The organism is Lysinibacillus sp. NPDC094403, from assembly GCF_050278745.1.
GTDB lineage: Bacteria > Bacillota > Bacilli > Bacillales_A > Planococcaceae > Lysinibacillus.
Window position 1 is genome coordinate 129,716 of the sequence record NZ_JBNNTL010000001.1, and the last position, 13,636, is coordinate 143,351.

The following is a 13,636-nucleotide window of genomic DNA, read 5'->3' on the forward strand; positions in this document are numbered from 1 at the left end:
GCCCACAATGTTGAGCAAGGAGGGATTTTTATGTTAAACGAATACAAGATTATTAGATTACCTAAACAAAATGTCTTTTTAGCTTTTGCAAGATTAGTATTAATTGCGATTGCTTTACAATTATGTATTTTATATATTCCAACATTAGTAGGTTTTGCGAAAGAAGCTAGCAATCATGAGCAAGAAAATGATTTTCGTATACGCGTTATTGCCAATAGCAATACGACACAGGATCAGCTTGAAAAGGAGCAGCTTGTCAAAAATTTAAAGCCATATTTTAAACAAGTAGTAGCTAGTGCTGGAGCTAAAACTGTGGATAACGAGCAAATACTTTCATTAAAACAAGAAATTGAAGCAGAAATAAAAGAAAATTATCCACAACTTCATACACAAGTTGTACTTGGGGATAACTTATTTCCACCAAAGAGAAAGGACGCTGTACTTTATCCACAAAATTTATATCATTCGATTGTCGTGAAAATCGGTGATGCACGTGGTGATAACTGGTGGTGTAGCGTATTCCCATCAATTTGTGAGCCTGATAAAGCAGAAGCGAAAGAAGAAGTAAAAGAAGAGAAGGAACACGTTACATTTTTTATATGGGAATGGATTAAAGGTTTTTTTGAATGAATTGTTCACAAATTCAGATAACTTATGCACAATTTTCAATAAGTTATAAACATTATGTGGATAATTCAGTAAAAACGAATAATTGAAGGAAGGTTTTAATTATGGAAACCGTTTGCAAGATTGTGGACAGTAATGTGAATAGTCAGATAAATTATACACAGGCTGTGGATATCTTAAATGTAGGTGAGGTTGTGGCATTTCCAACAGAAACGGTTTATGGCCTAGGAGCCGTTGCAACAAATGACACAGCGGTCAAAAAGATATTTGAAGCAAAAGGTCGTCCTTCAGACAATCCACTGATTGTCCACATTGGCACGAAAGAGGAAGTTGAACTCTATATAGAGCATATTTCGGAAGTAGCCAAAAAATGCATGGATTTATTTTGGCCAGGTCCACTAACACTTGTAATGCCTGTAAAGCCAAATGTGCTGGCTAACAGTGTGACAGCTGGTCTAACGACTGTCGGCATTCGTATGCCAGATCATCCAGTTGCACTCGCCTTACTTCAACAATTAAAAAAACCACTTGCTGCGCCGAGTGCTAATCGTAGTGGGAAGCCGAGTCCTACAGAAGCAATACATGTTCAGGATGATTTGGGAGGGTACATACCTTATATTCTAGATGGAGGTTCTACTGGGATTGGACTCGAATCCACAGTGTTAGATGTTACACACGAACCTCCAGTAATTTTGCGTCCAGGTGGAATTACAAAGGAAATGTTAGAGGCTGAGATTGGTCAAGTTATTCAACCTTCAAAAATAGAGCAGAAATTAGAGGCAACTCCAAAAGCTCCTGGTATGAAATATACACACTATGCACCTAACGCACCTGTACTATTAATTGATTGTGATTTGGAGAAAGTCCATGAGGCGGTAAATCAATTACAAAAACAAGGGCATAAAGTAGCGTTACTTGCACCAGCAAGCTTTGTTGATAGCAAGGCTGATTTTTATTTCTCAGTAGGAGAAGCTGGAAGTAAAGAAGAAATGGGTGCGACATTGTACCATGCCCTACGAGCTTGCGATAAAACAGCAGCTACAATTATTCTAGCAACTACTACTTCCACTGATGGGGTAGGGGCTGCAATTATGAATCGACTTGAGAAAGCGGCTGGAGGAAAATGGTATACTCCGTAAATAAAATACCTTTAAAAATAGTATGCTAGAAGTAACCTCTAGCATGCTATTTTTGTATTTGAGCTATGGTTATGGAAAGCATAGCGAGTTTTAACTATAACAGAAGGTGAATGTTATTGTTGTAAGGAAAATGTATTATGATAATACTGTATTTTCGAGCATAAAATGATAAAATATTAGAGAGCGAAGGAGTGCTTTCTTGCAGGGAATTCTTGCAGGTATTTTAACGTCTGTAGATGTGATTGGTTTATATGTATTAATACCAAATGTTAGATATCGATTTTTTTTGTCAGTATGGACAGCAGCTTTGCACATGCTTTTCCCATTATTAGGTTTCGAATTAGGAAACTATTTAGTTCGTTTCCTCTTAGAATGGGGACAATGGATTTCAAGTATTTTATTATTTTGCATGGGTTTACATTTACTATTATTTTCGCGAAAAGATGAAAAGGTTACTATTTCACCAATACTTTTAGCTATGACCGCAAGCCTAGATGCCTTTTCAGTAAGTGTTTCTTTTGGTATGCTACACTTAGAGGAAACAGTATTTATTATAAGTGCAGGTGTAAGTGCACTTATTTGCTCTTATGGGTCATTAGTCATTGCAAGTAGAAGTCAGGTCTTGCTTGGCAATAAATTTCAAATAATTACAGGAATTTTTTTTATCATTATGAGTGTACTAGCTATCCGGCAATAGAGAAAACAGTGGAGGGTGATAAGTATGAAAATACTATTTGTTTGCACCGGAAATACTTGTCGCAGCCCAATGGCAGAGGTTATTTTAAAACATAAACAAATTGACAATGTTGAGGTTCGTTCAGCAGGCATTTATGCCATGCCAAATGCTGAAATGTCTGCACATGCGCAACAAGTATTATATGAAGCAAATATGACGCATCAGCATTTAGCAACACAATTATCAATAACTGAAATGGAATGGGCTGATTTAATTTTAACAATGACAATCGCTCATAAAGATACAATTATCGCTAATTATCCAAATGCTGAACAAAAAGTTTTTACTTTTAAAGAGTACACAAGTGAAGGCATTTTAGGAAATGTTGGAGATCCTTACGGCGGTAGTAAAGAAATTTATAAAGAAACATTTGCAGAATTAACAGAATTGGTAGAACGATTAGTAAAAAAACTTGAAGAGAATTGAGGGTCGCTATGAAAAAACAGTTTGGCTTACGACTTAAACTAGTATTATTTGTCGGTATTCTTGCACTAATCACATACAGTATCAGTTTTATATTCATCGAATATTTACAACCTACCTTCTTCCCAGAGACCAATCGTAATATGTTTGAACTTATTACTTATCTGTTAGGGATTACGTGGTCAGGTATTTTGGCTGCGGTTTTCAGTGTAATCTTAATTAAACCTTTACAGCAGCTTGAAAATTCAGCTTCCCGTGTAGCAGAAGGGAAAATTGGACAGGATGTAGAAATGCCGAAAACTAGTGATGAGATTCGTTCTGTTGCAGAGGCCTTTCAACAAATGGTATTAAATTTAAGACAGATGGTTGAAAGTATAGATCTTAACTTCCAACAAACAAATCAATCGATCATTCAACTATCGGATGAAGCCGCAGTTGCAACGAAAAAGGCTGAGGGTATTGCCACTACGGTAAAACAAATTTCTACAGGAGCAGAGGCGTCTGCTACAGCAGTACAAGATACAGCTGAAGCCATTGAAGATGTACGAGCTCTTGCAACAGAAGTTAACAGTAGAGCAGAGGTATCAGCAACGCAATCGAAAGAGATTCTACATAATTTAACGACAACAACAAAAGCTATAGAAACGTTAGTCAATAGTATTCAACAAATTGCGGCTGGCAATAATGAAGCATTAGAGAGCATTCGTCTGTTAGAGGAAAATGCTGGACAGGTAGAGCGCATCATTAGCTTAGTTGGCGATATTGCAGCACAAACAAATTTACTAGCTTTAAATGCTTCGATTGAGGCAGCGCGTGCTGGAGAACATGGAAAAGGTTTTGCTGTTGTAGCTGAAGAAGTTCGTAGTTTAGCTGATGAAAGTGCGAAAGCGGTACAAGGCATTACTACCCTTATTCAATCTATGCAACAAAACGTTGAGATTGTTGTAAAACAAATGAATCAGCAGGTAGCATTTGCCACAAAAGAAGCTGCGCGTGTATCAGAAACAACGACAGCGGTAGAAGGTATGTCTTCAAGTGTACATGAAATGGCAACATCGATTGTGGAAATTTCTTCACTAATTGAACAGCAAATGCATAATATTGAAACAACTGCTCGTCAATCTCAAGAAGTTGCAGCCATTGCTCAAGAAACGTCAGCTGGTGCACAGGAAGTTCGCGGTGCAGCAGAAGAACAAGCATATGCAATTGAGAAAGTAGAGCAACTAGCAGAAGGCTTAAAGAAACAATCAGAAGAGCTGCATAAAATGATTCAACAATTTGATAGACAAGCATAAATGTGATTTTAAACTGTAGATAGACTTGGGTGAGTACCGAGTTTACTACAGTTTTTTTTCATATGTCAGCTTATATGATGCCAAAAGCAGATGATAGCGACGGGAAGAACAGGCGAAGCGACGGAAAGAATAGGCAAAGTGACGGATGGATCGATCAGAGCGACGGAAAGAAGGGGCAAAGTGACGGATAGATCGATCAGAGCGACGGAAAGAAGAGGCAAAGTGACGGAAAGCCCGCACAGCGACGGAAAGAAGAGCGGCCCCGATGGATAGAACAGACGAAGTGACGGATGGATCGATCTGACCGACGGAAAGAAGAGGTAAAGCGACGGAAGGCCCGCAAAGCGATGGAAAGAAGAGCGGCCCCGACGGATAGAACAGACGAAGTGACGGATGGATCGATCTGGCCGACGGAAAGAAGAGGTAAAGCGACGGAAGGCCCGCAAAGCAATGGAAAGAAGAGCGGCCCCGACGGATAGAACAGTCGAAGCGACGGAAAGAATGATTTGAGCGACGGAAAGAAGAGGCAAAGCGACGGAAGGCCCGCACAGCGACGGAAAGAAGAGCGGTCCCGACGGATAGAACAGGCGAAGCGACGGAAAGAATGATCAGAGCGACGGAAAGAAGAGGCAAAGTGACGGAAAGCCCGCAGAGCGACGGAAAGAAGAGCGGCCCCGATGGATAGAACAGACGAAGTGACGGATGGATCGATCAGAGCGACGGAAAGAAGAGGCAAAATCGTGGATAGAGCCGTCAAAATCGTGGATAGAAGAGCCAAAGCGACGGAAAGAAGAGCAACCCCGACGGATAGAACAACAAATCGACATGAGTTCCGCAAACGCACACTAGCATGTGATATAGAACAGTCCTATATCACCAACTTCTGGTAATACATAGAAAAAATATTAATATAGTATGTCCACTGTAATTGAAAAGCTGAAAAAACTTCAGAAGATGGAATATTACAACAAAAGACCGTTATCCGAATTTATCAACATGATATTCACATTATCCACAGAAAAACGAGTTTAAAAGTGAATGATTTTATTTGAACTAACAAGAAATGTTCGTCTTTTAGGAAAAATCAGCATAAAAATGCAAGAAAAATCATGTTATTCTTGAGATAGAAGTGGTACACTAGTGTTGACTATAATTTCGAAATGAGGGAACCCAGTGAGAATAGCAATTTCTTCTGATCACGGAGGCAATAACTTACGTCGTGAGATTATGCAGCTGTTAGATGAGCTAAATATTAGCTACGAAGATTTTGGTCCACAATCTGCGGATTCAGTAGACTATCCTGATTATGCAAAACCAGTTACTGAAGGTGTTGCTAGCGGGGAATTTGATAAAGGTATTTTAATTTGTGGCACAGGTATTGGAATGTCCATTGCTGCAAATAAAGTTAAGGGAATTCGTTGTGCTTTAGTGCATGATGTATTTAGCGCAAAAGCAACACGTTGCCATAACGATTCAAATATTTTAGCGATGGGTGAGCGAGTTATTGGCCCAGGCCTTGCATGTGAAATCGCTAAAGTATGGCTTGAAACAGATTTTGAAGGTGGTCGTCATACGCGCCGCATTGAAAAAATCGCTGAGCTTGAGCAATAAGACAAGCAATTAAGTTTGTTAACAGATGTCATAAGCTAGAAAGTTTCAGAAAAAAATCTGAGTACTTTTTACTGTTTGACATAAATAAATAGAAATAAAGGGGCTGAGCATAGTGGTTGTACAACAAATACGAACACATTTGACTCAGTTACTCAGTGAATTTGAAGAGCAGGTAACCCTACGACCAAATACTATTTTTGTCGTAGGCTGCTCGACATCTGAAGTGATTGGTCAGAAAATTGGCACAGCAGGCGCGCTTGAAATTGGAGAGGCAATTTTTGAGCCGTTGCAGGCATTTGCAAAGAAACATCAACTACATCTAGCGTTCCAAGGATGTGAGCATATTAATCGTGCTATTACAATGGAAGCAACAACAGCAGAACAATTTGGTTATGAACCAGTAACAGTTGTACCAGTTCGTACAGCAGGTGGCTCGATGTCTGCTTATGCGTTTACGCAATTTACAAATCCAGTTGTTGTGGAAACTGTGCAAGCAAATGCAGGCATTGACATTGGTCAAACACTCATAGGTATGCATTTAAAGGCAGTAGCTGTTCCAGTTCGTACTTCTGTGCGAATGGTAGGAGAAGCGGTTGTGACAATTGCAACAACACGTCCAAAGCTGATTGGCGGAGAGCGTGCAGTATATAAATAAAATTACCTCTGAAATCAGTGGTATACAATTAACGATTATACTTAGGAGGCTTTTTAAACATGGCATACGAAAAATTAGCAGTACAAGACAAAGCAGTATTAGATGGAATTCTTGCGGAAAAAAAACGTCAACAAGCAAATATTGAGTTAATCGCATCAGAAAACTTTGTATCTGAAGCAGTAATGGAAGCACAAGGTTCTGTTCTAACAAATAAATATGCTGAAGGTTATCCAGGTAAACGCTACTATGGCGGTTGTGAACACGTAGATGTTGTGGAAGATATCGCACGTGATCGTGTGAAAGAAATCTTTGGTGCAGAATATGCAAACGTACAACCACACTCTGGTGCACAAGCAAACATGGCTGTATACCACACAATTTTAGAGCCAGGAGATACAGTACTTGGTATGAATCTATCTCATGGTGGTCACTTAACACATGGATCTCCTGTAAACTTCTCAGGTATTCTATATAATTTCGTTGAATATGGCGTAACAAAAGATACTCAAGTAATCGATTATGAAGATGTACGCCAAAAAGCATTAGAGCATAAGCCAAAACTAATTGTTGCAGGAGCGTCTGCATACCCACGTGAAATCGATTTCGCTAAATTCCGTGAAATCGCTGATGAAGTAGGAGCATACTTCATGGTGGATATGGCACATATTGCTGGTCTTGTAGCTGCTGGCGAACATCCATCACCAGTGCCACACGCTGATTTTGTGACATCTACAACTCATAAAACATTACGTGGTCCACGTGGTGGTTTAATCCTTGCTTCGAAAGAATGGGAGCAAAAGCTAAACAAATCTGTATTCCCAGGTATCCAAGGTGGACCATTAATGCACGTGATCGCTGCAAAAGCTGTAGCATTCGGTGAAACATTACAACCAGAATTCAAAGAGTATGCAAAACAAATTAAAGCTAATGCTAAAGCTTTAGCAGAAGTATTAATGGCAGAAGGTGTTGAAATTGTATCTGGTGGTACGGATAACCACTTGTTACTTCTTAATGTGAAATCTCTTGGCTTAACAGGGAAAGTAGCAGAGCATGCACTTGATGAAGTAGGGATTACAACAAATAAAAATACAATCCCTTACGATACAGAATCTCCATTCGTAACTTCTGGTATCCGCATCGGTACACCGGCTGTAACATCTCGTGGCTTCAAAGAAGAGGATATGAAAGAAGTTGGTGCAATTATTGCTACGGTTCTTAAAAACCCAGAAGATGAAGCAGTCAAAACAGAAGCAAAAGCTCGCGTAAAAGCTTTAACTGACAAACATCCATTATACGCATAATTTAATAGATAAGGCTGTGCTTAAAGTGTAATCTATCACTTTAACCACAGCTTTTTTTATTGCTCATTTTGAAAAGTCGAGATGGCATTAGTTGATTAGAGTGTAAGCAGACAAAACCGTGTTGTTGCTGTCGCTTCGCTTCCGCACAGACAAAACCGTGTTGTCGCTTCGCTTTCACACAGTATCCAAAGTGGAACGAAATCATCCTGCGTTATGGTGAAAAGCTTTCTTGTTTGGGAAATATTATTATAATGTAATTATTTTTTCTAAAATGGAAATAAAATACTCTTATTTTTGAATTTATTTACATAAACTTAGTAGAAAAGGATATATTATGGCTCGTTGCTAAAAGTTGCGGATGGTATTTTTAAAACAAATGCCATTTATATAAGTTGATTTTCATTCCGGCTGGGCGACTCCTTCGTGACCAACGTAGTGTTGTTGCCACTACGTTGCACTACGCTTTCGCACAAAAAACATCTGTTGGCCCAAGCGGCTAATCAGACACCCCCAGTCGGAACAGAATTTAACCACACGTTATGATGAAGAGCCTATATTATAAAGTTGATCGGGACAAGTAGTGTCCTTATAAAGAATATTTTTTTATAAAAGTGACAATTTTTTGAATTTTTATGTACAATGAAGAGAGATAAAAGTGATAGAGGGAGGGGGAGCTGGATGGTTACTAAAATGATGTTCATAGAAAATGAAATGCTATTAAATACAATTCGTAGGTTAGGTGATAATTCTAGAGAAAGCTACGTTATTTTTGATGTAACGAATAATCATTGTATATTGGAGTGTAATGATTCTTTTTGTACGCTTACGAATTCTACACGTTCACAAATAATAAATAACGATTATTTTTCATTGATGTCAAACGAAGAACAGATGACAACTATTGAAACGATTAAACAAAAGATACATAGCGGAGTCATGGTACAAGCAAAATTGCACCATAGTTGCTTCGATAAACCTCCTTTTTGGGCAGAAATTCAAGCACTCCCATTTCAAAATAATAAAAATGAAACATTATTTGTACTAGTACTTGTGAAGGATGTTACGTACTATCACACAGAGGAATTTTTAATGCGCCTAGAGAAAGCTATGTATGAGGCGATTGAAAAGGACAATTCCTTTGATATAACGATGAGCATTATTTGCAGTGGTCTAGATGAATTTTTTATGCCGAATATATCAAGTATGGTACTTGTCAAAACGGAGGCAGATCAATTACAAATTTTTAATGGGAACGATAAAATAAAAGGTTTACCAGAGCGTTGTGAAAACAATGAATTTTTTAAGAAAGTTATGCAAAGCGAGACATCCATTCTAGTTAAGAACTTGGATGAAATTGATATTCCAATAGAACATAAAATATTTGCCATTTCATCTAAAAAGCCATTTGGATGGTTCGTGCCAATATACAATCAACAACATCAAGCAATTGGATTGTTTGCGATATTTTTAAGGCAACATTCAAGTGATCGAAAGTTTTTTGAAAACATGTTTCGAAAAATTGGTGCACTTGTTGCATTGGCCTACTCGTATGCAAAAACACAACAAAAGATATGGGATTTAGCCTATATCGATATTACAACGGGGCTACCTAATCGACATAGTTTTTTAAACAAGGTAGAAAAAGAGAGAGAATGCGGTGAAAAGGGTAATATCAAAATCTTAAAGCCGAGCGAATTTCATCAAATTGTCGAGTTATATGGTCGTGAAGCGGGAGATGAGCTTTTAAGACAAATTGCCAAACGTCTAAATGAAGAGAAAAATGAGCATAACGAATATATTGCTAGATTTACAAGCTCTAGTTTAATCATTTCAAATACGACATCCGATGAAGTTTTCTTAAATTATGAAAGGCGTCTAAAAGAGATTATTCGTCAGCCCTTTATTGTGGGGGGGAAGCAAATTTATATTACACTGAAAACTGGAATTGCTTTATATAACGATGAGATAAAAATTGCTGATGCGGTTCGCTTTGCAGATAATGCTGTATCCTTTGCGGCCAATAAACCGGGCACTTATGTGGAAATATTTACGCAAGAAAGAAACGATGTGCTTGAGCAGCAAATGGCAATGTTAAACCATTTGGCACAAGCAATAAAAAATAAAGAAATCTCGGTGAATTTACAGCCAAAGGTTGATTTACGGACAGGTGAAATCCAAAGTATTGAGGCGCTTGCACGCTGGATTTCTCCGAAACTCGGTTTTGTGTCACCAGCGGTATTTATTCCAGTGGCAGAAAGTGCGGGAAAGGTACGAGAAATCGATATTCAGATATTAGAGATTGTTCTTTCATGGTTAGCAGAGCGCAAGAGATTAGGGAAAAAATTAGTGAAGGTGGCAGTAAATATTTCGCCTGATCATTTTTACTATGCTAATTTTGTACAGGATACATTGGAGCTCGTTCAGAAGTACGATATTGATCCGAGGTATATCATTTTAGAGGTAACGGAAAATATTGGTCTAGTAGATTTTCAGACAGCTTTTTCTATTATCCAGGAATTAAAGGGCTATGGCTTTAAAACTTCGGTGGACGACTTTGGAACAGGCTTCTCATCACTAAGTTATTTACAACGACTTCCGTTTACTGAATTGAAAATAGATAGAAGCTTTATTAATGCTATTAATGATGCTGCGACACTCGCTATTGTCCGCTCCATTATTCAATTAGCATTAAACTTAGGAATGACTTCGGTCGCAGAAGGTATTGAAAATAAAGAACAGGTTGAGATTTTACTTGCACTTGGCTGTACAGTAGGACAAGGGTATTTTTATTACAAACCGATGGCAATAGAACAGTTAGATGCAATACTTGATGAATAATCGCTATTATATGTAGTAAACACTCTTGAAAAGGAATTGTCCCAAATTTATTTTTGAGACGACTCCTTTTTTCTGTTATACTAGGTGAGATAAAAATGAAATCCGAACGGTTAGGAGCGAATCCCTTTGAGCAAAGTATACGTATTTGATCATCCACTAATCCAACACAAGTTAACTTATATTCGTGATAAGAATACAGGAACAAAAGAATTTCGTGAGCTAGTAGACGAAGTTGCAACATTAATGGCATTCGAAATTACACGTGACATGCCAGTCGAGGAAATTGAAATTGAGACACCTGTTACAGTTGCTAAGACAAAAGTACTTTCTGGTAAAAAACTTGCGATTGTACCGATTTTACGTGCAGGTATCGGCATGGTAGATGGCGTATTAAATCTAATTCCAGCTGCAAAAGTTGGTCATATCGGTCTTTATCGTGATCCAGAAACTTTAAAACCTGTAGAATACTATGCAAAACTTCCAGCAGATGTAGAAGAACGTGATTTCATCATTGTAGACCCAATGCTTGCAACTGGTGGATCAGCAGTGGAAGCGATCAACTCACTGAAAAAACGTGGTGCGAAAAGTATTAAATTTATGTGCTTAATCGCTGCGCCAGAGGGTGTAAAAGAGATTCAAGAACAGCATCCAGATGTAGATATTTATATTGCTGCACTAGATGAAAAATTAAACGACCATGGTTACATTGTTCCTGGTTTAGGTGATGCAGGCGACCGTCTATTCGGTACGAAATAATACTGAGCAGTTTTCAACGGTAATAACAAGGTTCACCACCTGAAGATTTATTATGTAATTTTTGGGAAACTTAAAACTTTTGAGAGCGTCCTTCAATATTGAAGGACGTTTCATAGTATGTTAGGCGAAATACTTCCCTTGAAGTTCGACACTTGCTTCATACGACGCAGATCAATGGGAGTAAAGAACTTTTCATACAAATATTATAAAGGACGGTGCAAATCGTTTTGACGAAAAAATGGAAAGTAATGACGATTTTCGGTACGAGACCAGAGGCTATTAAAATGGCTCCACTTGTATTGGAATTACAAAAGCATCCTGAGCAAATAGAATCGATTGTGACGGTAACAGCTCAACATCGCCAAATGCTCGATCAAGTTTTAGAAACATTTAAAATTACACCAGACTACGATTTAAATATTATGAAGGATCGTCAAACATTAATTGACGTGACGACTAATGCATTACAAGGCTTAGACAAAGTTATGAAAGAAGCAAAACCAGATATTGTTTTAGTACATGGCGATACAGCAACGACTTTCATTGCAAGCCTAGCTGCATTTTATAACCAAATTGCTATCGGACATGTGGAAGCAGGTCTTCGAACTTGGAATAAGTATTCACCATATCCAGAGGAAATGAACCGCCAGTTAACAGGTGTCATGGCCGACCTTCATTTCGCACCAACGGAAGTATCGAAGAAAAACCTTTTAGATGAAAATAAAAACCCTGAAACTATTATTGTCACTGGTAACACAGCTATCGACGCATTAGCTACAACTGTAAGTGAACATTACACACATCCTGTCTTAGAAAAAATAGGTTCAGATCGTATGATTTTATTAACAGCGCATCGTCGTGAAAATCTAGGTGAACCTATGCGTCATATGTTTAGAGCGATTACTAGAATTTTGGCAGAGCATGAGGATGTTCAAGTTGTTTATCCAGTTCATATGAATCCAGCTGTACGAGAAATAGCTAATGAAATTTTAGGAGACCATAAGCGTGTACATTTAATTGAACCTCTTGAAGTCTTCGATTTCCATAACTTTGCGGCTAATTCTTATATGATTTTAACTGATTCTGGTGGCGTCCAAGAAGAAGCACCTTCATTAGGTAAACCAGTTCTAGTGCTCAGAGATACAACAGAACGTCCAGAAGGTATTGCAGCAGGGACTTTAAAGCTAGCGGGAACTGAAGAAGAAACAATCTATTCTCTAGCAAAGCAATTAATAGAAGATACAAATGCCTATGAATCAATGGCAAAAGCATCAAATCCTTATGGTGATGGACATGCTTCTGAGCGTATTGTGAAGGCTCTTCTAGAATTTTTACAAAAAAGCAAGTAATACGCCATTTCGAAATTGAAAAATGAGTCTAATTTACCATTTGTAATGGGTGGGCTAATTTACGAGCATAAATGTGTCGTAAATTAGCTTTTTTTTGCACAAACGTGAACTTCCGTTTTGGAGCTATGAAATTTCATACACAAATTTGTCAACAATTTGACAAGAATACAGTGACTGTGAAGTTTTTCTCCTTTACCAATTGACTTCAAATATCTCCTATTGTATGCTTACAAAGGGTAAGAATGATAAGGGTTTCTATTCGTAAATAGAGGTTGAAACACTTGTTATATCAGGTTTCTACTAAATTGACAGTACAAACTTAAACTGTCGATTTGCAACGTTTTGTGCGTTTCGGGGTGTAAGATTTTTTTTGGGATTTACACCTGTAATTTCAAAATGACTCTCTCCCGTTACTATTCCGCTGTGAGTAGTGTTTTTCACTGCTCTTTTCTGATTTCACATAGTGGTCAGCAAACGTTTTCTTTACTCGAAAAATTGATTCAGGAGATTATAAACCAATGCTAGATTTGCATCACATTTTTGCTGTGCAGAAGAGAGCGTTATTTTTTTTGCTCGCACTCTGTGCATTAGGCTGGGGATTTACTTCCTATCAAACGGTATTTGCGGGCATCGCAATCGGTGCATTTTTTGGTACGTATAATTTTTGGATTTTAGTTCGCCGTATGGAGAAGTTTGATCGATCCATTAGTGAAGGGAAGAAAGTAGGCTCACTTGGTACAGCGCTTCGCTTTGCATCAGGTGTAGCGGCAGTCGCTTTAGCCATTTCGTTGCCAAACTATTTTCACTTAATTAGCACGGTCATAGGGCTAATGATTCCGTACGTTTTTCTCTTTGTCGAGAGAATTGTGTCACATGTAAGGAACCGCTAATGTGCTTTAAATTAGA

Annotated in this window: 12 protein-coding genes; all 12 read left to right on the forward strand. The window is 38.2% G+C overall.

The genetic code is table 11. The features are described 5' to 3' along the window. The first annotated feature begins 30 nt into the window (after positions 1-30). The 12 genes from ACQKMV_RS00605 to ACQKMV_RS00660 all read left to right on the forward strand — a co-directional run bounded on the left by ACQKMV_RS00605 (position 31) and on the right by ACQKMV_RS00660 (position 13,620). Complete coding sequence (locus tag ACQKMV_RS00605; protein WP_427501921.1) at positions 31-630, forward strand: stage II sporulation protein R; 600 nt, start codon at positions 31-33, stop codon at positions 628-630. A gap of 101 nt (positions 631-731) precedes the next feature. Then, positions 732-1,766 (forward strand): L-threonylcarbamoyladenylate synthase, encoded by a 1,035-nt coding sequence (locus ACQKMV_RS00610; protein WP_427501922.1) that lies wholly within the window; start codon positions 732-734, stop codon positions 1,764-1,766. A 199-nt stretch (positions 1,767-1,965) separates the two neighbouring features. Continuing rightward, positions 1,966-2,463, forward strand: a complete 498-nt coding sequence (locus ACQKMV_RS00615) for a manganese efflux pump MntP family protein (protein ID WP_427501923.1) — start codon at positions 1,966-1,968, stop codon at positions 2,461-2,463. Between the two features lie 24 nt (positions 2,464-2,487). Continuing rightward, positions 2,488-2,928 (forward strand): low molecular weight protein arginine phosphatase, encoded by a 441-nt coding sequence (locus ACQKMV_RS00620; protein WP_427501924.1) that lies wholly within the window; start codon positions 2,488-2,490, stop codon positions 2,926-2,928. An 8-nt stretch (positions 2,929-2,936) separates the two neighbouring features. After that, on the forward strand, positions 2,937-4,220 hold the full coding sequence (locus ACQKMV_RS00625; protein ID WP_427501925.1) for a methyl-accepting chemotaxis protein: 1,284 nt from the start codon (positions 2,937-2,939) through the stop codon (positions 4,218-4,220). A 1,173-nt stretch (positions 4,221-5,393) separates the two neighbouring features. Beyond that, positions 5,394-5,831 carry a ribose 5-phosphate isomerase B gene (rpiB, locus tag ACQKMV_RS00630; protein WP_427426008.1) on the forward strand — a complete coding sequence of 146 codons (438 nt, stop codon included), beginning with the start codon at positions 5,394-5,396 and terminating at the stop codon, positions 5,829-5,831. A 112-nt stretch (positions 5,832-5,943) separates the two neighbouring features. Beyond that, the gene (locus tag ACQKMV_RS00635) at positions 5,944-6,486 is read left to right on the forward strand and encodes a TIGR01440 family protein (RefSeq protein ID WP_427501926.1); all 543 of its coding nucleotides are present in this window, start codon (positions 5,944-5,946) and stop codon (positions 6,484-6,486) included. A 59-nt stretch (positions 6,487-6,545) separates the two neighbouring features. Continuing rightward, on the forward strand, positions 6,546-7,787 hold the full coding sequence (glyA, locus tag ACQKMV_RS00640) for a serine hydroxymethyltransferase (protein ID WP_427426010.1): 1,242 nt from the start codon (positions 6,546-6,548) through the stop codon (positions 7,785-7,787). 678 nt (positions 7,788-8,465) lie between these two features. Continuing rightward, positions 8,466-10,625 carry an EAL domain-containing protein gene (locus ACQKMV_RS00645; RefSeq protein ID WP_427501927.1) on the forward strand — a complete coding sequence of 720 codons (2,160 nt, stop codon included), beginning with the start codon at positions 8,466-8,468 and terminating at the stop codon, positions 10,623-10,625. A gap of 126 nt (positions 10,626-10,751) precedes the next feature. Beyond that, positions 10,752-11,381, forward strand: coding sequence for a uracil phosphoribosyltransferase (gene upp, locus ACQKMV_RS00650; RefSeq protein WP_427501928.1), 630 nt, complete (start codon positions 10,752-10,754; stop codon positions 11,379-11,381). Positions 11,382-11,608: 227 nt separating this feature from the next. After that, positions 11,609-12,730 carry a non-hydrolyzing UDP-N-acetylglucosamine 2-epimerase gene (gene wecB, locus ACQKMV_RS00655; RefSeq protein WP_427426012.1) on the forward strand — a complete coding sequence of 374 codons (1,122 nt, stop codon included), beginning with the start codon at positions 11,609-11,611 and terminating at the stop codon, positions 12,728-12,730. Between the two features lie 518 nt (positions 12,731-13,248). Next, a complete protein-coding gene (locus ACQKMV_RS00660) occupies positions 13,249-13,620 on the forward strand; it encodes an ATP synthase subunit I (RefSeq protein WP_427501929.1) in 372 nt (123 codons plus the stop codon). Positions 13,621-13,636: the final 16 nt, after the last annotated feature.